Source organism: Snodgrassella sp. ESL0324 (assembly GCF_013344955.1).
Taxonomy (GTDB): domain Bacteria; phylum Pseudomonadota; class Gammaproteobacteria; order Burkholderiales; family Neisseriaceae; genus Snodgrassella; species Snodgrassella alvi.
Window position 1 is genome coordinate 233,860 of the sequence record NZ_JAAEDS010000012.1, and the last position, 25,227, is coordinate 259,086.

Here is a 25,227-nt window from a genome sequence, read left to right on the forward strand (position 1 = left end):
CAAACTCTGATGGCTCAATTTTTATCTGTATCAATGAAATATTACACCTTAACCTGCTTTAAAGATCTTTTCATCTGCATAATTGTTCGCCATTGCAATACTGCAGAGACAGTAAATAATGCAAGCATGAACGGACATTCATACAATTCTTCAAGCATATCATCATAAACCGGATTTAACAAAATAAACTGTGCAATCCAGCGACCACGCTCAATTGCATCAGCCAGCAGAAAGCCGGCTGCAGCCAAAAGGAAATTCCATACAGGAAACGGTTGATGATAATAATACTGGATTCCTGCGCGCAGCCGCGGCCACAGCAACATTAAAATCAGACCTAAAATCAGTACAGCAGCAATTCCATGATACACAGCATGAGAATATCCGGAAAAAGTTTGCCTGCCCCAGTTCTGATCACGACCCAGCAATACCAGCCACCATAATGATGCCCAGAGCCAGAATGCTTTCTCTTTTCCTTTTAAACCACTGCATAAAGTTGAAAGTAAAGTAAATAAAAAACAAAATAGCAGAAAAATGGTTTGTGTATTTTCTACATAGGATACCCAGTCAGGATTGATATGTAATTGCTGAACAAAAGGAACAGCCAGTATCATTAATAACCAAACTGTACTGGATTTAGACCAGCGCCAATCAAAATTCATATTTATACTTACTAAATTAATATATTAATATACTTACTATTATAACCAATATTACTGCTACTCACTGAATTATATTCCTTCATGGTTCCCGATTTTATGTATATTTATCCTATTTGCGATTGATATGCATATCCCACAGTACAATTAACTGATAAACTTTCAATCAAATACTTCAAATTTACCAATTTATACATGAAGACCTTGCATTTAAAAGCCTGTACCTGTCATCCTGCCAGTATTAATCTGCCCGGTTCCAAAAGTATCAGCAACCGCACCTTACTCCTTGCTGCATTGGCGGATAATGTCAGTGAAATTTATGATTTACTTGATTCAGATGATACCCGCTATATGCTGGAAGCATTGAAAACACTTGGCGTTAGAATTGAATATCTTCCCATAGAAAGTACCAATTCTGGTTTATATATCAGAATATATGGTTGTCAGGGTAAATTTCCTAAACAGAAAGCTGATTTGTTTCTTGGTAATGCAGGTACTGCATTCAGACCATTAACAGCAGTACTGGCGATAACAGGCGGTGAATATTATTTACATGGTGTAAATCGTATGCATGAACGTCCTATCGGTGATTTGGTTAATGCATTGCGAATGGCAGGTGCCGAGATTGAGTATAAAGGACAAAACGGCTTTCCGCCATTACAAATTCATAAAATCCGGCAACAGAATACTGATCATATTAGTGTTAAAGGTAATGTTTCCAGCCAGTTTTTAACTGCATTACTCATTGCCTTACCATTAACAGGTAAAAAGTATACTATCGAAGTTACAGGTGAGTTAATTTCTAAACCTTATATCGCAATTACTCTGAATCTGCTCAAACAGTTTGGAGTAGACATTGAACATGATCATTTTCAGACATTCAGACTGAATGCAGGACAACATTACCATGCTCCGGCTCAAATTTATGTGGAAGGAGATGCATCCAGTGCTTCCTACTTTCTTGCTGCCGGTCTGATTTCAGGAAAACCTATTCGTGTCAATGGTATAGATAAAAAAAGTATTCAAGGTGATGTAGCATTTGTGCAAGAGCTTGAAAAAATCGGAGCAACTGTACACTGGGGTAAACAATTTATTGAAATATCCCGTGCACCACATCAGAACATCCTGCCTTTTGATATTGATGCTAATAATATCCCTGACGCAGCTATGACACTGGCTATCGTAGCTCTCGCCAGCAAAAGTACCTGTCATATTCGCAATATTGCCAGCTGGCGTGTTAAAGAAACTGATCGAATCAATGCCATGGCTTGTGAATTACGTAAATTAGGTGCCACAGTATTAGAGACTGAAGACAGCATCAGCATTACACCACCGGCAAAATTACATTCAGATATTCATATTAGCACTTATGATGACCACAGAATGGCCATGTGTTTTTCACTTATCAGTTTACTAGGAACACCTGTTTATATTGATGATCCGCAGTGTGTCAATAAAACCTTCCCTGAATATTTTCAGGTTTTTGCCAGCATGTGTACACCTGTTTAAAATCACAATTTTACTTAGTCTGTTTTCCATTTACTCAGGTTTCAGTTCAATATTGATATAATTTATTTTTTTATTTACTCATGTTACAAACAGACCAGTTATCAGGCGCACAGCCACAACGCGTCATCAGCCCGCAAACAGCTTCAGCCCAGGAAGAGCTACTCGAACGAGCTCTGCGTCCGCGTGCATTATCAGATTATATAGGTCAGCACAAATCCAAAGAGCAGCTTTCGATATTTATTCAGGCAGCCAAAATACGGCACGAAGCTCTGGATCATACTTTATTGTTTGGTCCTCCGGGACTTGGTAAAACCACTCTGGCACATATTATTGCTCATGAACTTGGCGTCAATTTACGTCAGACATCTGGACCTGTACTTGAACGCGCAGGCGATCTGGCCGCACTGCTTACCAATCTGGAACCGCATGATGTACTTTTCATTGATGAAATTCACCGGCTGAATCCTGTAGTAGAAGAGATATTGTATCCGGCACTTGAGGACTATCAGCTGGATATCATGATTGGTGAAGGACCCGCTGCGCGTTCAGTCAAAATCGATCTCCCGCCATTTACTCTGGTCGGAGCAACCACACGCGCTGGCATGTTAACTAACCCTTTGCGAGATCGTTTCGGTATAGTTTCACGTCTGGAATTTTATAATAATGCAGATTTAACCACGATTGTGAGCCGATCGGCTCAGCTGCTGCAACTCAAAATTGATAATACCGGAGCGGCAGAAATAGCCAGACGCAGCCGCGGTACACCGCGTATTGCTAATCGTCTGCTCAGACGTGTACGAGATTATGCAGAAGTAAAACATCAGGGTGAAATAAATGCCGTTACAGCAGATGCAGCCTTAAAAATGCTTGATATTGACCAGTCGGGACTGGATGTTATGGATTGTAAATATCTCGAAGCAATTTTATACAAATTTTCAGGCGGACCTGTCGGCTTGGATAATATTGCCGCGGCAATTGGTGAATCAACTGATACCATCGAAGATGTTATCGAGCCCTATTTAATTCAGCAAGGATTCTTACAGCGCACGCCGCGAGGACGCATGGCCACTGAACTAAGTTATAGTCATTTTGGTTTACCTACACCCGGCAATAAAGCTTAATTGTTGCACTAATATTCCGGTTATATCATCAAATACCAATTAAATATAAACATACCTAGATTCAAATACAGGAACAAACAAGGAAAAATACATGAATAATAAACAGATAGATGCCGGCATATTCAAAGCATATGATATCCGCGGAATCGTAGATGTTTCACTGAATAAAGATACAGCCGAACTGATTGGCCGTGCTATTGCCACAATAGCCCTCAGCAAAGGAGTTGATCAGATTGCAATAGGACGTGACGGTCGTTTATCCGGTCCGATTCTGGCAGCAAGTCTGATTCAGGGCATCACTGCCTGCGGTATCAATGTAATCGATATAGGTATGGTTGCCACACCAATGCTGTATTTTGCAGCTGTTGAACATTGCCAAGGCAGCGGTATCATGATTACAGGCAGTCACAATCCACCTGACTATAATGGTTTTAAAATGATGCTGGCGGGTACTACTCTGGCTGGAAATGATATTCAGGCTTTACGTAAAATTATCGAATCCGATGAACTTGCCGCTCAATCTGAACATACCGGTAATGTTGTTCCCTTACCTATTGCATCAGAATATATTAATTATATAACTAATCATGTTCAGCTCCAGCGACCAATGAAAATCGTTATTGATGCCGGAAACGGTGTGGCTGGAGCCTATGCCGGCGATTTATATCGCGCTCTGGGCTGTGAAGTACAGGAATTATTTTGCGAAGTAGATGGCAATTTTCCAAATCATCACCCTGACCCAGCTAAACCTGCTAATTTACAGGATTTAATTCAGGTACTGCAAAAAAGCGATGCCGAAATCGGACTAGCCTTTGATGGAGATGGTGACCGTCTTGGTGTTGTAACAAAAGATGGACGGATTATCTATCCTGACCGTCAGCTAATGCTCTTTGCTGCTGATGTTCTCGCACGCAATCCGCAAGCAAAAATTATCTATGATGTAAAATCCACCAGATTATTAAAACCCTGGATTGAACAACATGGTGGTGAAGCTATCATGAGCAAAACTGGTCACAGTTTTATCAAAGCAGCAATCAAAGAACACAATGCATTATTAGCCGGTGAAATGAGTGGTCACGTATTCTTCAAAGAACGCTGGCTAGGCTTTGACGATGGATTATATGCAGGCGCACGTATGCTGGAAATTTTATCCAGACATGAAAATCCTTCTGCTGTTTTAAATGATTTACCTGAAGGAGTTTCTACACCAGAACTGAATATTGCTGTTCCGGCCGGACAAACCGGACATGAAATTATTTCCAGTCTGGCACAAAATGCACAATTTGAAAATGAGATTGAGCGCATTACTATAGACGGACTGCGTGTGGAATTTAAAGATGGATTCGGCCTGATGAGAGCTTCCAATACCACTCCTGTACTAGTATTACGCTTTGAAGCTGATAATCAGCAAGCTTTAGATAATATTATCGCTCAGTTCAAAGCAGTTATTGCTCAAAATCCAGACTTAAACTGGGACTGAATTTACTTCAACCCAATAATTTTCTGACTTAAAATATAAAAGTAAACGGCTACTAAAGTAGCCGTTTTAATTTTAAAGCCGATTATTATATCCGCTCAAACATTATTTTTTAGCCTGACTGCCGGTTTCACGAACAAACATTGTCATGATAAATGCCAGAATCAAACCACCTACAAAAACATAGTCTGCAGTTTGGAAAACTTTCAAATTCAGCTGACCTTCTGCTTTTGTCAGATGGTCAATCAGAATATTAAACATATTGGTCATAATTGCACTAATCACAAATACGAAAAAGTTAATCACACCAGTAGCTGTACCTTTAACTTCATCAGGATTCACTTCTTTAATCATTGTATAAGGGATCATTGCTGCACCGGATGCAATACCGAATAATAAACCCATCACAAAAGGCGGCATAACATCAGGCAAGTAAACAATAAAACCACCAGTAATGCCCATAGCAATAAGGCTACCCATCACAACTGGTTTACGGCGACCAATTACATCAGATAAATAACCTAAAATCGGACAGCCAATTACCCAGCCTAGCGGAACCATTGCCAAACGTAAGGCTATGTCATCTTTAGCAATCAGTCCGTCCTGTAAAAACTGATTTCCCCATGCGATATTACCAACATTGGTAGGCAGGAACATCATGGCACCGATGAAAGCACAAATGTAAGACTGTGGATTTTTCAATACCACAATATAAGGATGGCTTAAACCACTCCAGTCAATTTTACCCTCACGAGTACGTGGTGTAGATAACACTGAACCAAAGAAAACCACAACCAGTATACCGGCAGCTACCATCCAGAACATCTGCCATGTCAGCACCTGATTTTTAATAATCGGCGATACAACAGCTTGTCCCATAAATCCGCCAAGCATACCGAAACACTGAGTCATACCGACAGCAGTTGCCAGCCATTTTTTCGGAAAACCGCGTGTGGCCAGAAATACTGCACTGGTAAAAGCAAGTCCGGAACCTGCACCTTGCAGGAATCGACCGAATTGAGCAGTAATAACTGTTCCGGAACAGAACAGTACGCAACCAATAGCAACTAAAATAATACCCAACGAGGCAGTAAAACGCGGCCCGATACGATCCAGCATCACCCCTGATACCAGTGCAAAGAAAGCATATGAATAAAAATACAGACCGATAATGCCAGCCATTTCAACTTTAGAAATATGCAAAGTGTCTATAATTTCAGCCTGCATAATACTTGGGGCCGAGCGTAATGCATATTGTACAAAATAGAAAATAGCGCAAATAAACCAGGCAATTATAAACGTTTTATTTAATGCACTGGATTGATCAGCATTTGGTGGAGAAACTGACATATTGGATTTATGATTCATAGCGTACTCGCTTTCGTTTAATTCCGAATGAAATATCACAAAATCATTCTAACAAAACCCGTGTTACGTACACAATAAAGTTCCCAAATACTTAAAATAAGAAACAATATAATTAAATTACATTAATTTAAACAAAAAATAAAACATTAATCAAACTTAAGCATTATTAAAACAATATTATGCTTTCAAAATGCCAAATTAATAAAATATTCTGTTCAATTTTACAAATATAACTATATTTCACTAATTATCGGATTTTTGATTTACACCATATTTACACAGGATACAAAAAACATCATAGCATGAACAAAAGTATCAAATGAAGATTTATAAACACAATTTTAATTAAGCTCAAGATTAATACATAAACAAATATTTTATGAATTATAAATATTGATAGCGATAGTATTATATGTTTTGGCGATGGATTAATTATTATTTAAATTCAATAAATAATAAAATTATAAGACATTAAATCTATTTTTTATATCAATCCAGTAAAAAACCTTATTATAAGAATATTTATTCAGTTTATACAAATAAACTTGCAGTTAATGGAATAGAGAAAATTTTGAAAAACCTACCAGCTACAAAATAATAGATAAATACAAATGATAAAAAATTATGCTTTTGAAAGACTGAATCATATAAAACTAATTATCAAGCTTATATATGATTCAGTTTATTCAAAAGCACGAAATAATTCTTAATTTAGTTAGAAATTATTAAATAGATGCATTGATAAATGCTTCCAGTTGTCCTTTATTCAAAGCTCCAACTTTTGTAGCAACACTAGCACCATCTTTAAATATCATCAATGTGGGTATACCACGAACATTAAATTTAGCAGGAGTATCCTGATTCTCATCTACATTAAGTTTCACAATTTTCAACTTACCTTGATAAGCCGAAGCCAATTCGTCCAGAATTGGCGCAATCATTTTGCACGGCCCACACCAGGGAGCCCAGAAATCCAGTAGTACCGGCACATTCGCCTGCAAAACTTCTAAATCGAAATTGCCATCACCTACATGAACAATTAAATCGCTACTCATTATGGTTTCCTTTTATTATCGGGTTTCTATATAAAATATAGCTAATCAGCTATCAATGCAATAGTAAAATAAAACTAACTGATTACATGATAATCAGATACCATGTACACAAAACACTAATAGCTGTTTAAATTAATCTGAAAATTATTTTCAATACATCAAATACTTATCTTACTTAATGCATTAGCCAAATCAGCTTTTAAATCAGAGGCATGCTCCAAACCGACAGATAAGCGAATCAGTCCGGGCTGAATTCCAGCTTCCAGCTTGGCTTCCGGAGGCATACGGCCATGTGTAGTCGTCCATGGATGAGTGACAGTTGATTTAACATCGCCCAGATTTCCGGTTTTACTAAACAGAGTTAACATGTCAATTACCTGCCAGGCAGCTTTTTCACCACCTTTAACCTCAAAAGCTACAACAATTCCGCCACCTTGCTGTTGCTTTTGCACCAGTGATTTCTGCTGGTGATTAGACAGACCAGTATAATGTACTGTTATTACCTGTGGTTGCGTCGAAAGAAACTGAGCTACTTCCAGCGCATTAGCACACTGCTTTTCCATGCGGATATACAAAGTCTCCAAACCACTTAGGAGTATCCATGCATTAAAAGGTGACAACACTTCGCCGGTAGTACGGACATGTAAAAAAATTTCGTTTACCAATGCAGCACTGCCGCAGATAACTCCCCCCATTACACGCCCATGACCATCAATCGCTTTAGTAGCAGACTCTACTGATAAATCTGCCCCCAGTCGCAGCGGCTGTTGCAAAGCCGGCGATAAAAAACTGTTATCAACAACCAGTATAGCCTGATTATCATGTGCAATTTCTGCAAGTTTAGTGATATCAGCCAGTTCATTCAGCGGATTAGACGGCGTTTCAACAAAAAGCATTCTGGTATTAGGACGGATAGCGGCCTGCCATTCAGTAATATCAGTCTGACTCACCAGTGTCACTTCAATCCCAAAACGTGGCAAAATATTATTCAGTAATCCAATCGTAGTTCCAAACAAACTTTTACTGGCTACCAAATGATCGCCAGCTTTTAACAGAGCAAGAAAAGTAGCATTGATTGCAGCCATTCCTGTAGACGTTGCCAGACCAGCCTCTCCCTGTTCGAGCTGAGCTACCCTTGCCTGAAAAGCCGCAACAGTTGGATTATTAGTACGTGTATAAGTATAACCTTGTGTAGAACCGGCAAATAAAGATGCACCAGTTTCTGCATTTTCAAACATAAAACTACTGGTCAGAAACAGTGCAGAATTGTGTTCATTGAAAGGAGTTTGTTCCTTAGCACCCCGGATGGCGATAGTTTCAGGATGCAATTGTAAAGTAGACATGATTGTTTAATTTATCTATAAATATTGAGTAAAGAATTGTGCCGCTTTTTTTATAATTGTGCAAATAACCGGCTTTTATAAACAAAGAATATAGTATTCTTTATTTCAAGCCCCATACATCAAGCAAATAGCAGTGCCTCAGTATATTGGAAAAAAATAATTGAAAATAAGGATAAAAAATGTATTTTGTCATTTCACCAGCAAAAAAATTAAATGAATCAGTAGAGATTCCTACCAAAAAGTATACGCAACCTAAACTTTTGGATCAGGCACAACAACTAATGCCATTACTAAAACAACTGGCTCCCCACGAAATTGCTACTCTTATGAGTATCTCCGATAAACTCGCTTTACAAAATGCCGAACGTTATCATAACTGGCAGCCACCTTTTACACCTGAAAACGCCAAACAGGCTGTATATCTTTTTAATGGTGATGTTTATGAAGGCTTGGATGCGCTGCATTTAACTGAACCTGCGTTAGATTATTTGCAACAACATATGTCCATCCTGTCAGGTTTATATGGTGTTCTTAAACCTTTAGATTTAATTCAGCCCTACCGTTTAGAAATGAGTATTAAACTTAAAAATGCTCGCGGCAAAGATTTATATAGTTTCTGGGGAGACATCATTACCAATACCATTGAACAGAATATACAGTCAGAAGAATATAAAGTACTTATTAATCTCGCGTCACAAGAATATTTCAAAGCAATAAATACTAAAAAAATTTCTGTACCTGTTATTGCACCTGTTTTTAAAGATCAAAAAAACGGTAAATATAAAATTATCAGCTTTTATGCCAAGCGTGCGCGAGGTTTGTTTATGCGCTTTGCAGCAGAAAATCAGCTAACAGATCCGGAACAGTTAAAAGAATTCGATTATGATGGCTATTATTATGATAAAGCTTCATCCAGTGAATCAGAGTGGGTATTCCTGCGTGACGAAAACAGCCATCACTAAATTTAATCAAAAATAAAATGAACGATTTAACCAGAAATTCGCTGTTTGCTTATACAAAACACTTGGCAAATCCGTATTAATCGTCTATTATGCGCATCTTCAAAGACGGAAGCGTGGCAGAGCGGTTTAATGCAACGGTCTTGAAAACCGTCGAGGGTTGATAGCCCTCCGTGAGTTCGAATCTCACCGCTTCCGCCAAGATATTATTTAAATATTTTTATTAGTATCGAATGAACAAAAACGACCTTAATAAAGATTAAGGTCGTCTTTTTATTCCAGAAATATTCAATTTATTCAAAGCTAAGTTCAAACACTATACCTACTGAATAGTTGCCGGACTGTACCGCTCCAGAAATAAATTACTGAATTTATTCTCCGGATCTAAGCGCTCTTTAAGCTTAAAAAATTCTGCTGCCCGTGGGTATGCGCGCTGAAATTGTTCCTCAGTTGCATGCAATTGATAAGGTAAATAATAAGTACCTCCGTTTGCCAATGCAGCATCTATTAATTCCCGTGTCCATATTCCTACCTGCTTTTTACTCTGTTCATCAGTTCCTTGCTGATAATAAATCACAAAAGCAAATACCTCAGTTTGAGCCCATGCCAGCAAAGAACCACTATCAGGATTAGCATGGCGAATAGAGATATTGATAATATTTGCCTGATGCTTTTTCAGGATGTCTATCATCTGCGGATAAAAATCATCAAACTTTTCTACCGGTATGAAATATTCTTCCAAAGCAAAACTTTTATCTTGCATGGAAATAGGCTCTAAAAGCGCTACTGCTAAGCTGGCTTCATAATTACGCATCATTACTGGCTGTTTTACAAAATAGGCAACATCATATAATTTGCGCAATTCTTTACCAAAATCCGATGCCGCAACAATTTTCAATTGTCTTTGGCGTTTGCGTGTTGGTGCAGAAAGAGGTCTTAAACGGGCAGAAATAGTTAATGGTTCATCAGTCTGCTTAAAAGTCACTGCTCTAACCTTTTTGAAATCAGGAGGATAAATAATGGCATTATGAAATATGGCCGTTCTGTCAGAACGAATCTGCTCAGAGAAATAAGAGGAATACTGACTAATCGGCATCACATCATTAATTCGTTTTACTTTTACATTTTCAGTAAGGCGTAATGTTACTTCTGTGATAACTCCCAGTGCACCATAGCCACCAATAGCACCATAAAAAATATCCGAATTTTCTTGCGGACTGGCTAAAACTATTGAACCATCTGCCAGTACTATTTTAATTTGTTCGACAGACAGGATAATAGGACCTGCCCCCATATATCGACCATGTACATTAACACTTAAAGAACCACCAATACTAAAATCAGCCAGGCTTTGCATGATTTTCACAGATAATCCATATGGATCAATCAGCTCCTGTACCTGACGCCAGTTTGCACCTGCTTCTATAGTTAAAAGTTTTTGTTCAGGATTAAAAGCAATTACATGATTAAGTTTTTGAGTATCTATTTGCACGCCATTCTGAACTGCAGTTTGCCCGCCCATACTGTATTTACCACCAGCTATACTAATGGGACCAGTTGTGTGCTTAACCAGCTCTGCAACCTCTTCGGTTGATTCCGGCTGTATCACAGAGGCCATCTGTACTGGCGTCATACCGGTAACATCATTGACTACCACCGCATACGCAGTTAATGGCAGCAACAAACAAAAACAGCTATACCAAATAATTAGTTTTTTCATTATTAAATAATATTTATTCTTATAAAAGACATATTATTGTACTAATTAATGATGATATAATATTTGTTCTAAAACAAAATTTTGATTATTTTCACTTTTTCAGAATATTCTGATTATCTGCATAATCCAGACCAATATCCAGATAACGTGCGCTGTGGGTCAGATAGCCCATCGCCAGAAAATCTACGCCTGTTTCTGCAGCAGCTACCACTGTATCAGGCCGCAAATTACCTGAAGCCTCAGTCTGACAATGTCCCTTACACCAGCTCACAGCTGTTCGCATTTCTTCTATTGACATATTATCCAGCAATACCAAACTGACGCCTTCATCCAGAACCTGACGCAATTGCTCCAATGTGTCAACTTCTACTTCCACTGCAATCAAATGGCCGGCATAAGATTTAGCTTGCTTAACAGCAGTAATAATATCTCCCCCGCTAAGCGCTATGTGATTGTCCTTAATCAGTATGGCATCATCCAGACCCATGCGATGATTACGTCCCCCGCCCATTCTTACTGCATATTTCTGGACTATACGCAAATTAGGTATGGTTTTACGTGTACACGTCAGCTGAGCTCCGGTATGGGCTATTGATTTCTGAATTTCATGAGTTGTAGTGGCTATTCCGCTAAGATGCGTCAGAAAATTTAACGCTGTGCGTTCGGCAGCGAGAATAGCACGTGCATTACCGGCAACCCGGGCCAGCACTGTACCGGCGGCTGTAATATCGCCATCATTTTTGTATGCAGTAAATTCCAGATTTTCATTCATCAGAGCGAAGCTCTGCCGGGCCAGCTCTAAACCGCATACCACACCGGGCACTCTGGTTACAATACTGAATGCGGCCATCCTGTCTGCCGGTATCACTGCCTGTGAGGTAACATCTCCGCGTCTGCCTAAATCTTCTGACAGTGCAGCCTGTACCAGTGGCCGGGTAATTATTTCTGGTAAATCGCTAATCATATTGTTAAGCCCTGATATATACTCTTTTAGAGTATATATTAGTAGTCAAAGTCTGAAAATACGTTAACAAATAATAAGTAGATAAATTTGAAAAGCGGTAGTTTTTAAATTCAGCAAATTAATCAGATTTATTTGTTTAAAACCAAAAATCAAAAATTTTTAATCAGAAAATTTCTATTTTATCAACGGAATTGATGACAATTATGCTAGTCGAATTACTGAATATGGTTATTAATTAATGGTAATCTGTAACCGGAGAGCAGACTTTCCTGTAAAACATTTTCATTAAAACGGTACAGCTGTGCCGGACGTCCGCGCTCAGCCACTACTGTGGTTCCGGTTGGCACAACCAGCTGCTGATTGTTGATTAATCTGCGAAAATTCTGTTTATGCAAATCTACGCCATTCAGTGCCTCTATGCTTCTCTGCAACTGATATAGAGTAAATTGAGGCGGCATTAAATCAAAAATCACCGGACGATATTGTAATTTAGCTCGTAAACGAGATACAGCAGTAGCAAGAATACGGCGATGATTAAACTGCATGGAGCGACCGGTCAGCATAGCCGGCAGACGACCGTCGAAATAGGGAGATTCAGTAATCATGCCAACTTCATACATCAATTCATAACGCAACAGAGCATTTTCTGCCAGCCATTGCTGCCCGTTTATTCCCCAGCATAAATTCAGGCGCTGCTGACGCTGATTGCGGATTTCCTGATTCGGAGCAGCATCTACCCAGTTCTGCATCGGCAGGATTAATTGATCAAGGATCTGCTTATGCTGAGGCAGTCTGCTGTCTTCCCAAGGAAAAAATTCATACCAGTCATGCCATTTAGCTTCCAGCTTTAAACCACTCTCAGCAGCTTCTTTTACCAGTCCGAGATAGCTGATATTAATTACAGCATGGCCGCAATGATGGCTGCGTTTGACATCAACAAATGTATATAACTGTTCCATATAGCCTAATGGCTGACCTGTCTGCTGATGCACCCAAGTTCTGGCACCAGCCTGTAAAGAATGATGTACAGGTTTTAGTGGACCATATGGCAATAATTTTCCATCGTTTATGGTAAGTACCCGAGCACTGAAATCGGTAACAGCAAACAATACCGCCACGAGTTCAGCTGCACTGTCGCTATAACTTGAAGATGAATATTCAGCTGAAGAGTGCATGCGGATAAACTCCTTTATTAAAGCTGGCTAATTGTAAAGAATTTGTCGCAAAAAAACAAAATTCACTGATTGAGTACATTACCGCAAAAGCACCGTTGTATCTAACTGAATTCAACTGATTATCACATTCAGTCGAGTTTATTCGAGTTTTTGGTTTTTTTCGTATTGCCTTATATACTCATTATGAGCATAATTAATTATTCCTTTCAGGAGCGATTATGCAAAGTACCAATCAATGGCGTGCATTCGATTACGAAAAACCACAATTGTCATCAGTTGCAGCTAATGAGAATGCTGCAAAAACTACTAAAGATGAATCTGCTGTGCTGCAATGTGCCTGGGCTAAAATTCCACAGCAATTGGACTGGCAACAAAAGCAAAAATATATTGAACAGGTAAAAGCTCTATTGCAGCAACAGCAGGCTGTGATGCTGGCACATTACTATGTTGAACCGGAATTGCAGGATCTGGCTCTGGCTACTGGCGGTATGGTTGGTGATTCACTGGAAATGGCACGTTTCGGAGCACAGCATCCGGCAAAGACTTTATTGGTAGCCGGAGTGAAATTTATGGGCGAAACAGCACGAATACTCAGTCCGGAAAAAACCATTCTTATGCCCGATACTGAAGCCACCTGCTCTCTTGATCTGGGTTGTCCGGCAGAAGAATTTACTGCTTTCTGCAATCAGTATCCGGATCGGACAGTTGTGGTTTACGCCAATACCAGTGCCGAAGTTAAGGCCAGGGCTGACTGGGTCGTTACTTCGTCAATTGCTCTGGAAATTGTTTCTTTTTTACATGCCCAGGGAAAAAAAATTATCTGGGGACCGGACAGACATCTTGGAGAATATATTCAGAATCAGACTGGTGCAGATATGGTGCTCTGGCAAGGTTCCTGTCTGGTACATAATGAATTTAAAGGTCAGGAACTGGCTTTAATGAAAGCACGCTATCCGCATGCCAAAATACTGGTTCATCCTGAATCACCGGCAGCTGTAGTCGCTTTAGCTGATGTAGTAGGTTCTACCAGCCGTCTGTTGCAGGCAGCAATTCACGATTCGGCAGATACATTTATTGTAGCGACAGATCAGGGCATATTACATGAAATGCATAAACATGCTCCGGAAAAAACCTTTCTGGCTGCGCCTACTGCAGGCAATGGTGCCACCTGCAAGTCTTGTGCTTTCTGTCCCTGGATGGCTATGAACGGATTACAAGCCTGTATAGATGCTTTAAGCAAACCAGAACAGCATAAAATTGATCTACCTTCTGCTTTAGGTAAACAGGCTGGTATTTCCATACAGCGTATGCTTGATTTTTCAACTGCATGGCGGGAATTTCATACTGATAAGACCAATCTTCACCTTAGAGAAAACCATTCCCCCGATATTTTTGCTCACTGGATTAGCCAACATGACCAATATCACACCCTGCTCTGTTAATACTACCGATGTTTTGATTATTGGTGCCGGTTTGGCCGGGCTGACGGTAGCCTTATCTTTACCGGAAAATTTTCACATTACTTTGCTGGCAAAAGAAAATTTATCAACCTGTGCCAGTAATCTGGCACAAGGCGGAGTAGCAGCCGTTATTGATCAGGCAGACAGTGTAGCCGAACATATTAAGGATACGCTTATAGCTGGTGCCGGCTGCTGTAATGAAAAACAGACTGCCGAGATTCTGGCTGAAGGCAGTAGTGCTATTGAATGGTTATGCGCCCATGGCGTGGAATTTACCCGTGAGAATGGACGCCTGCATCTGACACGTGAAGGCGGACATGGTCTGCGGCGTATCGTACATGCGGCAGATCATACTGGTCGCAGTATTACTCATACACTCCAGCAACAGCTATCAGCACGACCCAATATTCATATTTTGCCGCATAGCTGTGTTATCGATTTAGTGCATGAAAATTCAGTTTGTACCGGAGCAGTCGTACAGATGGCACAAACTGATGAGACTGTAACTATTCAGGCTAAGCATACAGTACTGGCAACCGGAGGATTGGGACAATTATTCACTCTGACCACTAATCCGGTAACAGCAAATGGACAAGGAGTTGCTTTAGCGGCTCTGGCTGGTTGCAGAACTCAGAATCTGGCTTTCGTACAGTTCCATCCCACAGCACTTGCATTACCTGAAAATCCGTGTTTTCTGATTTCTGAGGCTGTACGCGGTGAAGGAGGTATTTTACGTAATCAGCAAGGCCGGCGCTTTATGCCTGAATACGATAACCGTGCCGAGCTGGCTCCGCGTGATATTGTTGCACGAGCCATTGCAAGCGAAATAGCTAAAACCGGCCATCACTGTGTGTATCTGGATATCACTCATTTACCTGAAAGCTTTATCTGCACACATTTCCCGCAAATTTACCAGCATTGTCTGCAACAGGGTCTGGATATCACTCGTGAATTAATTCCGGTAGCACCAGCAGCACACTATGCCTGTGGCGGCATTGTTACAGACACCGATGGGCGTACCGATATAGCTCAGTTGTATGCTATAGGTGAAACTGCCTGTACCGGGCTACATGGTGCCAATCGTCTGGCCAGTAATTCTTTACTTGAATGTGTCGTAACCGGACGCAATGCCGCGGCATCGATAATTGCTTCTAAAGAACATCCGCAAACATGGCCAATCAATCAGCAGGTGAATTCATCAAAATTAACCTGGCAGGAAATTATTTTTCCGGAACAACCTCATCCGAATCAGGATATCCCTTCTTTCAGCATGCAAGCACTGCAACACTCTATGAGCCGTTATTTTGGAATTTGCCGGCGAACTGATGAAATGCTCACGCTGCATAAAATATTACAATACTGGTATCAGCAAACCATTAATCAGCAACATAAGCTGCCACTGGCAACTGCGCTATTAATGGTACAGGACGGACTGAATCAGCAAATGAACCGTGGCACACACTTTAATCTTGACCTACAGGAAAATCTATAAACGAACGTTGTGCTGTTTACACTGCAGTCTGGCTTCAGCAATCACTTGATTCAGCTTTATTTCACTCAGTGTACCTATCAATGCCCGCTGAAAACCGCATTTAGGTGCCTGAATCTGAGTAAAAGGTACTCCGCCAATATTATTGCCTAAACGTTGCATCCATGCGCGGCTATCCGAACCTGTATAACGGTATAACGGATACGGTACGGACACCTGCTGAGTAAAGCGTTGTAAATTTGCATCATTATCTAAAGATACTCCAACGACAGCAATGGTTTTCTTCCCTGAAGTTCGTTGTTGCTGATACCAGCGCGAAAGCATAGCTATTTCACTACGACAAGGTTTACACCATGTTGCCCATACATTTACTACCATTATTTGGGAGTTAGTTGGTAAAGTAGCTGGTGTACGCTGAGGCCAGTTTTGTAATTCTGCAGCATGCACACGAATACAGCTCAGAAACAGTGCGCTAATTAAAAATATTTTTTTCAAGACTTGGGCAGACGGAAACATATCATTACCTTAATATTACCTTTAATAGCAATTATTATAGAATAATTCATATACAATTTTGCCGCAAAAACATTAGCAGTTAAGAGGTTTATTTATTTTTATTTTGTATAAATCAATTGAAATGCATATTCAAAAACAGATAATTTATTTACATCCGGCACATTAATTCAGCTTTAGCTTTAGAATAATTAATAATACTTGTCAAAATTTGAAGTTTCGTCCACACTTCCAATTTAGATTTTTTATTTTTAGAAGTTCAGGGATAATCATGACACACACCGTCATACTGTACCATAATCCAAATTGCTCTAAGTCGCGCGCTGCCCTGTCTTTACTCCGAGTACGCAATATTAATACCAAAGTCATTCCCTACCTGACTGAGCCTTTATCCGAAGCACAAATTCGTTCACTGAAACAAAAACTGGCCATCAATTCAGCACGGGAAATGATGCGCAGCAAAGATGATCTGTTCACACAACTAAATCTGCTTGAAGCAGATGAAGATACTCTGATTGCCGCAATGGCAGCACATCCGATTCTGATTGAACGACCGATAGCTGTATACGGCGAACATGCCGCTATAGGTCGCCCGTTAACGAATATTGAAGCTTTACTAGAACAATAAATGAGCTCCGGCACACGTTTAGGTTTTTGGTATTGTCTGCGCACTGTAATTGCCGGATGCAGCCTATTTGTTGGAGCCAACTATGCTTTTAGTGTTGCTACAGTCTACCAGCTCAGCCATCCGCAGCAAGTACTGACAGAAACCGATGCTGCTATCGTACTTGGTGCAGCTGCATGGGATAAACGCCCTTCACCAGTTTTCCGTGAACGTATCAATCATGCCATTAACCTGTATCGTGCCGGCATAGTAAAAAAAATTCTCTTCACCGGTGGCAGCCCCAGAGCCGGTTTCATGACGGAAGCAGCCGTCGGACGCCGCTATGCTATCCGTAATGGGGTTGATGCCAATGATATTATTTATGAAAATCATTCGCGCGATACCTGGCAGAATCTGGTTAATGCAAAAGCCTTAGCTGATGACAATGATTTAAACAGCTTTATTATTGTCAGCGATCCATATCATCTGGCACGTGCTTGCTTTATGGCACGTGATCTGGGTTTAAATGTACAGCTTTCTCCTACTCCAACTACCCGCTACACCGCAACCCAGTCGAAATTACGCTTTATTGCGCAGGAAAGCTACACTTTAATGGTTTATCAGTGGGTGCAGCATTTATCAAAATTTCCGCGTTTTATTCGTATGCTACGTACGCTAGTTTAGTAATTTTCTTTTAGTTACCTTAGAATCTGAGAATTCTGTCCATTAATTTAGCTAAAAAACATAAATTTCATATAGCTATAAGATTTTAAATCTGAAATCTTAGCTCTGTGTTTATGTATGTGAGACTTACTATTTTACAATCAGCTATAGATAATTTTATTTCTCAGAAAATAGAAAGTTTTACTTAATCAAGTATCAATAGTAAGAAATTACATATTAATATTTAATAAATCAATTATTTCACCATTAAAATTACTTACTGCTACCCTGATATTTTATTTTATCTTCCGGATTCCTGTTCGAAAAGCTAAAGACAATTAACCTTTAAGGGTAATCGATAGTATGATTAATCCCTGAATGCAAGTTATTTGATATTCCAATAAAGCAGAGGTCATAATCATGGATAGAAACCAGCAGCTCTTTGAAGAGGCAAAAACCATTATTCCCGGCGGAGTAAATTCTCCTGTACGAGCTTTTGGCAGTGTCGGCGGCATACCCCGCTTTATTAACAAAGCTCAGGGAGCTTATGTATGGGATGAAAATCAAACCAGTTATGTTGATTATGTCGGTTCATGGGGACCAGCCATTGTCGGTCATGCTCACCCTGAAGTTGTTCAGGCAGTCTGTCAGGCGGCCGAAAATGGCTTATCTTTTGGTGCACCGACAGAAAATGAAATCCGAATTGCTGAAGAAATACGCCATATCATGCCCAGCATGGAGCAGATTCGACTGGTCAGTTCAGGTACAGAAGCAACCATGAGTGCAATCCGTCTGGCCAGAGGTTTTACCGGCAGGGACAATATCATTAAATTTGAAGGCTGTTATCATGGTCATTCAGATAGTCTGCTGGTTAAAGCCGGATCTGGTCTGCTAACCTTTGGTAATCCCAGCTCTGCCGGCGTACCTGAAGATTTCAGCCGCCATACACTGGTATTACCTTATAACGACGTTGAGGCTTTACAACAAACGTTTGCCAGCAAGGGCGACAGTATTGCCTGTGTTATTGTCGAGCCAATAGCCGGTAATATGAACATGATACCCGCCACAACAGAGTTTATTAAGGCACTGCGGGAACTTACAGAACGGTACGGAAGTGTTCTTATTTACGATGAAGTAATGACCGGTTTTCGCGTTGCTCTGGGCGGAGCACAATCTATCCATGGTATTAAGCCTGATTTAACTACAATTGGCAAAGTAATTGGCGGAGGTATGCCAGTAGCAGCTTTCGGTGGCCGTGCAGACATTATGGCCTGTGTATCGCCTTTAGGTGGTGTTTATCAGGCAGGTACCCTTTCCGGTAATCCGGTATGCGTAGCAGCCGGACTAAAAACACTGGAAATCATACAACGACCGGATTTTTACACTACACTCAGCAAACATACCCGACAGTTGAGTGATGGTCTGACGGCAATCGCACGTGAAGCCAATATTCCTTTCAGCAGCCGCAGTGAAGGCGGAATGTTTGGTTTCTACTTTACTGATAATCTGCCATCCTGTTTTGCAGATATGCAAAATACCAATCAGATATTATTTAAAGAGTTTTTCCATGCCATGCTGTCACGCGGTGTTGCATTTGCACCATCAGCATATGAAGCGGGTTTTGTTTCAGCTGCTCATAGCAGTGAAATCATTGCAGATACACTGGGTTTAGCTGCCGAAGCATTTACGGAAATTGCGCGCACTGTCTGAGACACTTATTTTTACCAGTGTATGTCAAAAGTAAAACATACACTGGTATCCTAGATAATAATCAACTCTGAACTAATAATAACGTAATCTAAATATCTTTATATTTATACTTATAGAAGCCACATATTAAGACAAGATTAAATTCCATTTTCTATAAAAATCTCATTTATTTATTATTAGCGAATAGATTTCAATAGCATATAAATAATAGTCTTTATTCAATGCATCAAACATAAACCATTATAAAAGCATATTATTTTAAATTTTAAACTAATAAGTGAATCTAGACTTACTCTAAATAATAACATTTAATTACATTAAATTAACAATAAACAACATTTAGCTAAGTCTTGCCTAAGTATTTAAAGCCATACTGTGCATCAACAAGAACCGAGATGGTTATTGTCTTTAATTACTTTTAATGGAGATCTGTCATGAAAAAAATCACTGCTGCTGTTGTAAGTGCTATCTTTGGTTTAACTGCTGCTGCTGCCTTTGCTACACCTCCTAAACCAGCTACAGCCACCACCACTACTACAACTACTACTGCTGAAAACACCAGTGCTAAAACTGTAAAACCAGCTGTTAAAAAAACACCAGTAAAAAAAGTACATACTAAAAAAGCACATGCAAGAAAAGCAGCTGCTAGTACTACTACAACCAAACAAACTACTACCACTACTGAAACTAACTAATCAGTCGCTGGTTAACGTTTGAATAAAACCGTTTCAGGAATCCTGAAACGGTTTTTGTTATCATAGATATCTCACAGTCTGAAACAATACAGACTGGTTTACAAGTCTATGCGGAAAAATGTTAACTCATGCGAATTCTACTTCTTGAAGACGACAAAATGATTGCAGAGGCATTAAGCGATATGCTGCATGCTGCCGGTTTTGCCGTTGATTGTGTTGCTGACGGTATTGCAGCTGAAAATGCATTGCAACCAGAAATTTATGATATTGCCCTACTGGATATTGGTGTACCCGGACAGGATGGACTAAGTGTGTTACGTCACTTGCGTGCAAAAAACTGTGATTTACCCGTTATTCTGATTACTGCCCGAGACACAGTGGAAGAACGCATTAATGGTCTGGACAGCGGTGCCGATGACTATGTAATTAAACCTTTTGCGCCTTCCGAATTACTGGCGCGTATCCGGGCTTTATTACGCCGCCGTAGCGGACATGCAACTCCTATACTAAGCAATGGCACCATTACCCTGAATCCTGCTACTCGTGAAGTCAGTGCCAACGGACAGGTTACCCGGCTGTCAGCACGAGAATATGCTTTGATGTACAGTTTATTGCTCCAACCCGGCACGATACTGTCACGACAGGAACTGGAAGAAAAGCTCTACGGCTGGAATGAAGAAGTAGAAAGCAATGCCGTAGAAGTAGTTATTCACGGAATTAGAAAAAAACTGGGCAGTAATGTGATTAAAAATGTACGAGGACTGGGATGGCTGGTAGACCGACGCGGATAGTCTCATCACTACAGTGGCGCTTATTACTGGTTTTAACAATAGTAGTAACTTCAATCGCTATTATTGGTGACATTCTTGCCTATCAGACTGCTTTTCGGGAAACACAGGATTTACAAGATGCTCAGCTGGAGCAGATAGCCCATTTACTTGATCCGCGCAGTTCCATACTGCGCAGAGATACACAGGAAGATCTCAATTTTCCTGAAAGCGCCAGAACGCTGCCCAAACCGCGCGTGCTGGCACAGACACTAGATTCACCCTATCTCAATATTCTGATGGGAGATGATAATGCTGTGCAGAACCTTCAGCAATTACCTGATGGTTTTCATAACTTTACTACGGTAGCTCGTCACTGGCGGGTTTACCTGCTCACCCGTGAACGTGAGCGAATTATTGTTGCTCAGCGTACTGCATACCGAAATCATATAGCCAAAGACAGTGCATTAAGTGTAGTCTGGCCATTTCTTATTTTAATGCCTATTCTATGGCTGTTTACAGCTATCTGGATTCGTCGCCTGTTTCGGGCAACGCAGGAAATGAGTAGCGAATTAACCGCACGCAACGCCAATGATTTATCACCTCTGGATACCAGGCACGTACCGACAGAAATCCGCCCTTTCATTACCGCACTTAACCGCCTGTTCAGTCAGTTACAGGCTGCGATGGAGCATGATAAAAAATTTATCAGTCATGCAGCACATGAATTACGTACACCAATTACCGCACTTACCTTGCAAATAGCACGTTTTGATGAACCGGAATTAACTATTCAGGAACAACACAAACTTATTGAACAAATCAAAGCAGGTATTGCAAGAACCGAACAGCTGCTTATCCAATTATTATCTATGGCCAGAGCACAGCATCAGCAGCAGCAACATCTGATAGCGAACAATGCTCAGAAAACTGCACTAATGCCCTTACTGCGTGATTTAATTGCCGAATTATTGCCGCTGGCCGAACAAAAAAAACAGAATTTAAGTTTCGACATTAGCGAAGATGTTTTTCTGCCAATCAGCAGTAATGATTTATATACTATTTTGAAAAATATACTGAATAATGCCATCAAATACACTCCTGTTGATGGGCAAATATGCATTGGCATTAGACCAACCACAGATAACAAAACGATTTTACTTATAGAAGACAATGGTCAGGGAATCTCTGAAACTGAACGCCAGCTAGTATTTGAACCGTTTTACCGTATTTTGGGCAACAATGAAAGCGGAAGCGGCCTCGGGCTGGCAATCGTTAAGACCCTGTGTGATCAGTGGCACATCAGTATCAGTCTGGCAGACTCTGGCCTGCGAAATTCAGAACAGAAAGCAGGACTGGCTGTAAGCCTGATATTCAGCCCAGATAAGCTGCAAGCACAAAACAAATAACATCTTAAATCTAACAAAATGATTGCATCAGATTATAATTAACCGGAAAATATTCGATTTATCATTTTATAAACAAAAATTTATTTCTTATCCGACCAGCCAATTCTATTTAGAATATTTATCTGATACCTATATCTTTTTTTTAAACAAACCTAAATTTAATTCAGCATAATAAAAAACACAGAATCTTCCATACAAAAATTCTGTGTTTTTTACTTGCAGATTCTTTCAGTAATCAGACTGCATGAAATAATCTGGATTTTAATTACCAGTGCTTGGTACCAAAAATCTTGTCACCAGCATCGCCCAGACCAGGAATAATATAGCCATTATCATCCAGATGATCATCCAGAGCTGCCGCGTAAATAGTCACATCAGGATGAGCTTCATTGACCGCCTTTACCCCCTCCGGAGCGGCCACAAGAACCAATGCCTTAATATCCTTGCAACCTTTTTTCTTAAGTAACTCAATAGTTGCATTCATGGATCCGCCTGTTGCCAGCATTGGATCAATGATCAATGCCGGGCGTTTATCCATCTGACTGACAAATTTTTCAAAATAAGGTACCGGTTCCAGCGTTTCTTCATCGCGCTGTAAACCTACTACACTGATTTTAGCTGTAGGAATTAAGTCCAGTACGCCATCCAGCATACCCAGCCCTGCCCGCAGAATCGGTACAATAGTAACCGTTTTGCCTTTAATCTGGTAAGCATCAATCTCACCACACCAGCCCTGCATTTTGACAATTTCTATATCAAAATCACGGCTGGCTTCATAAGCCATTAAGCGTGCCAGTTCTTTAGTCAGCGTACGAAAACGATAAGTACTGCAATCTTCTTCTCGCATTAATGACAGCTTGTGCTTCACCAGAGGATGGTCAATCACATTTATATTCATAGCCAGTTCCAAAAAATAATTGCTATAAAACCTGAATAAAACAGCTACCGGAAAATATTTCCGAACAAAACTCTGTCAGACAGACGCCAGCAAAGTCTGCAATTCACCTGCTTCGTACATCTCCAGCATAATGTCAGAACCACCGACAAATTCACCTTTTACATACAATTGCGGAATTGTCGGCCAGTCTGCATATTCCTTGATACCCTGACGGATATCTTCATCTTCGAGCACATTAACAGTATAAAACTCTTTTAAACCGGCAGCTTGCAAAATTTGTACAGCACGGGATGAAAAACCACACTGTGGAAACTGCTTAGTGCCTTTCATGAACAACACAACCGGATGTTCAGTAACAAGCGTTTTAATTCTTTCCTGAGTACTCATGTACATTCCTTCTTATATCACTTTATTTAATGCGTGTAAGTACAGCGGCAAAAAAACCGTCTGTATGATGTTCACCGGTATTCAACTGCAGATAGTCACCCTGCATATCAGGTAAGACATTACTTTTAAGCAAAGTCTGCACCGGCTCTATATGCCAGCCTGTATTGGCTGCCAGAAAATTATTTAACTGTTGCTGATTTTCCGTTTCCAGAATACTGCAAGTTGCATATACAAGCCTTCCGCCCGGACGTACCAGTTCAGAAGCTGCCTGTAAAATTGATTGTTGCTGCTCGAGCAACGTCCGGATATTGTCATTACTCTGACGATATTTTAAATCAGGATTACGACGCAAGGTGCCCATTCCGGAACAGGGCGCATCAACGAGCACACAATCTGCCTTATTCTTTAATCTGGCAATACGGGCATCATGCTCATTATCAATCCGCTGCGGATGAATATTAGTCAGACCTGCCCGAACCATTCTCGGCTTCATATTAGCCAAACGTTTTTCAGCCACATCAAAAGCATACAGCCGTCCGCTGCCAGCCATCATTGCCCCCATCGCCAGTGTTTTACCACCGGCTCCGGCACAGAAATCGACAGCAATCTGACCGCGTTTAACGCCTGTTAGCAACGCCAGCAGCTGACTGCCTTCATCCTGAACTTCCAGCACACCGTCTAAAAACAGCGGATGCTTGTTTAAAGCCGGTTTATCAAATAGCCGGATTCCCCATGGCGAAAAAGGCGTAGCTTCAGCACGCATTCCTTCTGCCTGTAACGCAGACAGAATCTTATCACGTTTGCCTTTCTGAGTATTTACCCGTACATCCAGCGGCGCCGGCTGCATAACACTGCGACCGTAAGTAGCAATCTGATTATCATCCCAGCCCTGCTGTTGCAGACACTCAATTAACCATTGAGGCAGCTCAGCAGCTGTTGTCAGATCGGAAGCAAAAGCAGACTTTTGCTCTTTAACATCAATCAGCCACTGCTTTTCTTCTGAGTCACAAAGTGATTCTACACCGTGTACGCTTATTCCCCGCCCTAAAACCAATGCAGCCAAAGCTGCCCGACGTGGTTTTTGATGCGGTTTTGGCAGCATCTTCTGAATTTTCTGCAAATGGCGGATAGTAGCAAACACAGTTTCAGCTATTTCCTGCCGGTCACGCATACCCAGCTTGCGCTCACGCCGGAAAAAAGCTGAGAGCACAACATCTGCAGGCTGTCTGAATGTTAACACCTGTGCCAGCGCAGAAGTAGTTAAATCAAGTTGTTGTGCATTTAT

23 protein-coding genes and 1 tRNA gene are annotated in these 25,227 nt (G+C 40.5%); 13 read left to right on the forward strand and 11 right to left on the reverse strand.

Translation table 11 applies throughout. The annotated features are described in order from the left end of the window. Positions 1–41: 41 nt before the first annotated feature. Positions 42–659, reverse strand: a complete 618-nt coding sequence (locus GYY70_RS03235; RefSeq protein WP_084547712.1) for a hypothetical protein — start codon at positions 657–659, stop codon at positions 42–44. A 192-nt stretch (positions 660–851) separates the two neighbouring features. Here GYY70_RS03235 and aroA point away from each other — a divergent pair, with 192 nt between their 5' ends. The 3 genes from aroA to GYY70_RS03250 all read left to right on the forward strand — a co-directional run bounded on the left by aroA (position 852) and on the right by GYY70_RS03250 (position 4,766). Next, positions 852–2,165 (forward strand): 3-phosphoshikimate 1-carboxyvinyltransferase, encoded by a 1,314-nt coding sequence (gene aroA, locus GYY70_RS03240; RefSeq protein WP_174831275.1) that lies wholly within the window; start codon positions 852–854, stop codon positions 2,163–2,165. Positions 2,166–2,245: 80 nt separating this feature from the next. Beyond that, complete coding sequence (gene ruvB, locus GYY70_RS03245) at positions 2,246–3,286, forward strand: Holliday junction branch migration DNA helicase RuvB (protein WP_025330817.1); 1,041 nt, start codon at positions 2,246–2,248, stop codon at positions 3,284–3,286. Positions 3,287–3,377: 91 nt separating this feature from the next. After that, the gene (locus GYY70_RS03250) at positions 3,378–4,766 is read left to right on the forward strand and encodes a phosphomannomutase/phosphoglucomutase (protein WP_174831276.1); all 1,389 of its coding nucleotides are present in this window, start codon (positions 3,378–3,380) and stop codon (positions 4,764–4,766) included. Positions 4,767–4,868: 102 nt separating this feature from the next. Here the strand turns inward: GYY70_RS03250 and GYY70_RS03255 are convergent, their stop codons facing one another. From GYY70_RS03255 to GYY70_RS03265, 3 genes are all read right to left on the reverse strand, one after another. Beyond that, positions 4,869–6,131: an MFS transporter gene (locus GYY70_RS03255; protein ID WP_084547708.1), complete on the reverse strand. Its 1,263-nt coding sequence runs from the start codon at positions 6,129–6,131 to the stop codon at positions 4,869–4,871. 725 nt (positions 6,132–6,856) lie between these two features. Then, positions 6,857–7,186, reverse strand: coding sequence for a thioredoxin TrxA (gene trxA, locus GYY70_RS03260; RefSeq protein WP_174831277.1), 330 nt, complete (start codon positions 7,184–7,186; stop codon positions 6,857–6,859). 158 nt (positions 7,187–7,344) lie between these two features. Then, the gene (locus GYY70_RS03265; RefSeq protein WP_174831278.1) at positions 7,345–8,529 is read right to left on the reverse strand and encodes an O-succinylhomoserine sulfhydrylase; all 1,185 of its coding nucleotides are present in this window, start codon (positions 8,527–8,529) and stop codon (positions 7,345–7,347) included. Positions 8,530–8,708: 179 nt separating this feature from the next. Between GYY70_RS03265 and yaaA the strand changes: the two genes are divergently transcribed. Next, positions 8,709–9,491, forward strand: coding sequence for a peroxide stress protein YaaA (gene yaaA / locus GYY70_RS03270; RefSeq protein ID WP_174831279.1), 783 nt, complete (start codon positions 8,709–8,711; stop codon positions 9,489–9,491). A gap of 107 nt (positions 9,492–9,598) precedes the next feature. Continuing rightward, positions 9,599–9,689 (forward strand) — tRNA-Ser (locus GYY70_RS03275). Between the two features lie 121 nt (positions 9,690–9,810). On the opposite strand, the gene GYY70_RS03280 is transcribed toward GYY70_RS03275, so the two are convergent. The 3 genes from GYY70_RS03280 to GYY70_RS03290 form a co-directional block, all read right to left on the reverse strand. Next, positions 9,811–11,172 carry an FAD-binding oxidoreductase gene (locus GYY70_RS03280; protein WP_202984438.1) on the reverse strand — a complete coding sequence of 454 codons (1,362 nt, stop codon included), beginning with the start codon at positions 11,170–11,172 and terminating at the stop codon, positions 9,811–9,813. A gap of 127 nt (positions 11,173–11,299) precedes the next feature. Then, positions 11,300–12,172 carry a carboxylating nicotinate-nucleotide diphosphorylase gene (nadC, locus tag GYY70_RS03285; protein WP_174831281.1) on the reverse strand — a complete coding sequence of 291 codons (873 nt, stop codon included), beginning with the start codon at positions 12,170–12,172 and terminating at the stop codon, positions 11,300–11,302. Positions 12,173–12,387: 215 nt separating this feature from the next. Then, complete coding sequence (locus GYY70_RS03290) at positions 12,388–13,347, reverse strand: hypothetical protein (protein WP_084586299.1); 960 nt, start codon at positions 13,345–13,347, stop codon at positions 12,388–12,390. Positions 13,348–13,565: 218 nt separating this feature from the next. On the opposite strand from GYY70_RS03290, the gene nadA reads away from it, so the two are divergent. Continuing rightward, positions 13,566–14,789 (forward strand): quinolinate synthase NadA, encoded by a 1,224-nt coding sequence (gene nadA / locus GYY70_RS03295; RefSeq protein ID WP_174831282.1) that lies wholly within the window; start codon positions 13,566–13,568, stop codon positions 14,787–14,789. Then, positions 14,761–16,299: an L-aspartate oxidase gene (gene nadB / locus GYY70_RS03300; RefSeq protein WP_174831283.1), complete on the forward strand. Its 1,539-nt coding sequence runs from the start codon at positions 14,761–14,763 to the stop codon at positions 16,297–16,299. The genes nadA and nadB overlap by 29 nt, the downstream gene beginning before the upstream one ends. Here nadB and GYY70_RS03305 read toward each other — a convergent pair. Further along, complete coding sequence (locus GYY70_RS03305) at positions 16,294–16,812, reverse strand: TlpA disulfide reductase family protein (RefSeq protein WP_174831284.1); 519 nt, start codon at positions 16,810–16,812, stop codon at positions 16,294–16,296. The two genes, nadB and GYY70_RS03305, sit on opposite strands and share 6 nt — an antisense overlap. Positions 16,813–17,080: 268 nt before the next feature. On the opposite strand from GYY70_RS03305, the gene arsC reads away from it, so the two are divergent. The 6 genes from arsC (at position 17,081) to GYY70_RS03335 (ending at position 22,657) form a co-directional block, all read left to right on the forward strand. Next, on the forward strand, positions 17,081–17,437 hold the full coding sequence (gene arsC, locus GYY70_RS03310) for an arsenate reductase (glutaredoxin) (protein ID WP_025330570.1): 357 nt from the start codon (positions 17,081–17,083) through the stop codon (positions 17,435–17,437). Beyond that, complete coding sequence (locus GYY70_RS03315) at positions 17,438–18,097, forward strand: YdcF family protein (protein WP_174831285.1); 660 nt, start codon at positions 17,438–17,440, stop codon at positions 18,095–18,097. Positions 18,098–18,496: 399 nt separating this feature from the next. Continuing rightward, positions 18,497–19,786 (forward strand): glutamate-1-semialdehyde 2,1-aminomutase, encoded by a 1,290-nt coding sequence (gene hemL, locus GYY70_RS03320; protein WP_174831286.1) that lies wholly within the window; start codon positions 18,497–18,499, stop codon positions 19,784–19,786. A gap of 434 nt (positions 19,787–20,220) precedes the next feature. Further along, positions 20,221–20,481, forward strand: a complete 261-nt coding sequence (locus tag GYY70_RS03325; RefSeq protein WP_084562939.1) for a hypothetical protein — start codon at positions 20,221–20,223, stop codon at positions 20,479–20,481. A gap of 128 nt (positions 20,482–20,609) precedes the next feature. Beyond that, positions 20,610–21,272 carry a response regulator transcription factor gene (locus GYY70_RS03330; RefSeq protein ID WP_084547155.1) on the forward strand — a complete coding sequence of 221 codons (663 nt, stop codon included), beginning with the start codon at positions 20,610–20,612 and terminating at the stop codon, positions 21,270–21,272. Further along, on the forward strand, positions 21,248–22,657 hold the full coding sequence (locus GYY70_RS03335) for an ATP-binding protein (RefSeq protein WP_174831287.1): 1,410 nt from the start codon (positions 21,248–21,250) through the stop codon (positions 22,655–22,657). The genes GYY70_RS03330 and GYY70_RS03335 overlap by 25 nt, the downstream gene beginning before the upstream one ends. 265 nt (positions 22,658–22,922) lie before the next feature. Here GYY70_RS03335 and upp read toward each other — a convergent pair whose 3' ends face one another. From upp to GYY70_RS03350, 3 genes are all read right to left on the reverse strand, one after another. Further along, a complete protein-coding gene (upp, locus tag GYY70_RS03340) occupies positions 22,923–23,555 on the reverse strand; it encodes a uracil phosphoribosyltransferase (RefSeq protein ID WP_025330564.1) in 633 nt (210 codons plus the stop codon). Between the two features lie 75 nt (positions 23,556–23,630). Beyond that, positions 23,631–23,942, reverse strand: coding sequence for a Grx4 family monothiol glutaredoxin (grxD, locus tag GYY70_RS03345; protein ID WP_025330563.1), 312 nt, complete (start codon positions 23,940–23,942; stop codon positions 23,631–23,633). 22 nt (positions 23,943–23,964) lie between these two features. After that, complete coding sequence (locus GYY70_RS03350; protein WP_174831653.1) at positions 23,965–25,227, reverse strand: RsmB/NOP family class I SAM-dependent RNA methyltransferase; 1,263 nt, start codon at positions 25,225–25,227, stop codon at positions 23,965–23,967.

Bases quoted from the DNA above. Each gene is read 5' to 3' on its own strand.
- upp (WP_025330564.1), bottom strand. From the start codon at position 23,555: ATGAATATAAATGTGATTGACCATCCTCTGGTGAAGCACAAGCTGTCA.
- nadC (WP_174831281.1), bottom strand. From the start codon at position 12,172: ATGATTAGCGATTTACCAGAAATAATTACCCGGCCACTGGTACAGGCT.
- GYY70_RS03290 (WP_084586299.1), bottom strand. From the start codon at position 13,347: ATGCACTCTTCAGCTGAATATTCATCTTCAAGTTATAGCGACAGTGCA.
- GYY70_RS03235 (WP_084547712.1), bottom strand. From the start codon at position 659: ATGAATTTTGATTGGCGCTGGTCTAAATCCAGTACAGTTTGGTTATTA.
- GYY70_RS03265 (WP_174831278.1), bottom strand. From the start codon at position 8,529: ATGTCTACTTTACAATTGCATCCTGAAACTATCGCCATCCGGGGTGCT.
- GYY70_RS03330 (WP_084547155.1), top strand. From the start codon at position 20,610: ATGCGAATTCTACTTCTTGAAGACGACAAAATGATTGCAGAGGCATTA.
- ruvB (WP_025330817.1), top strand. From the start codon at position 2,246: ATGTTACAAACAGACCAGTTATCAGGCGCACAGCCACAACGCGTCATC.
- GYY70_RS03305 (WP_174831284.1), bottom strand. From the start codon at position 16,812: ATGTTTCCGTCTGCCCAAGTCTTGAAAAAAATATTTTTAATTAGCGCA.
- aroA (WP_174831275.1), top strand. From the start codon at position 852: ATGAAGACCTTGCATTTAAAAGCCTGTACCTGTCATCCTGCCAGTATT.
- trxA (WP_174831277.1), bottom strand. From the start codon at position 7,186: ATGAGTAGCGATTTAATTGTTCATGTAGGTGATGGCAATTTCGATTTA.
- nadA (WP_174831282.1), top strand. From the start codon at position 13,566: ATGCAAAGTACCAATCAATGGCGTGCATTCGATTACGAAAAACCACAA.
- hemL (WP_174831286.1), top strand. From the start codon at position 18,497: ATGGATAGAAACCAGCAGCTCTTTGAAGAGGCAAAAACCATTATTCCC.
- nadB (WP_174831283.1), top strand. From the start codon at position 14,761: ATGACCAATATCACACCCTGCTCTGTTAATACTACCGATGTTTTGATT.
- GYY70_RS03250 (WP_174831276.1), top strand. From the start codon at position 3,378: ATGAATAATAAACAGATAGATGCCGGCATATTCAAAGCATATGATATC.
- GYY70_RS03255 (WP_084547708.1), bottom strand. From the start codon at position 6,131: ATGAATCATAAATCCAATATGTCAGTTTCTCCACCAAATGCTGATCAA.
- GYY70_RS03335 (WP_174831287.1), top strand. From the start codon at position 21,248: ATGGCTGGTAGACCGACGCGGATAGTCTCATCACTACAGTGGCGCTTA.
- GYY70_RS03315 (WP_174831285.1), top strand. From the start codon at position 17,438: ATGAGCTCCGGCACACGTTTAGGTTTTTGGTATTGTCTGCGCACTGTA.
- grxD (WP_025330563.1), bottom strand. From the start codon at position 23,942: ATGAGTACTCAGGAAAGAATTAAAACGCTTGTTACTGAACATCCGGTT.
- yaaA (WP_174831279.1), top strand. From the start codon at position 8,709: ATGTATTTTGTCATTTCACCAGCAAAAAAATTAAATGAATCAGTAGAG.
- GYY70_RS03325 (WP_084562939.1), top strand. From the start codon at position 20,221: ATGAAAAAAATCACTGCTGCTGTTGTAAGTGCTATCTTTGGTTTAACT.
- arsC (WP_025330570.1), top strand. From the start codon at position 17,081: ATGACACACACCGTCATACTGTACCATAATCCAAATTGCTCTAAGTCG.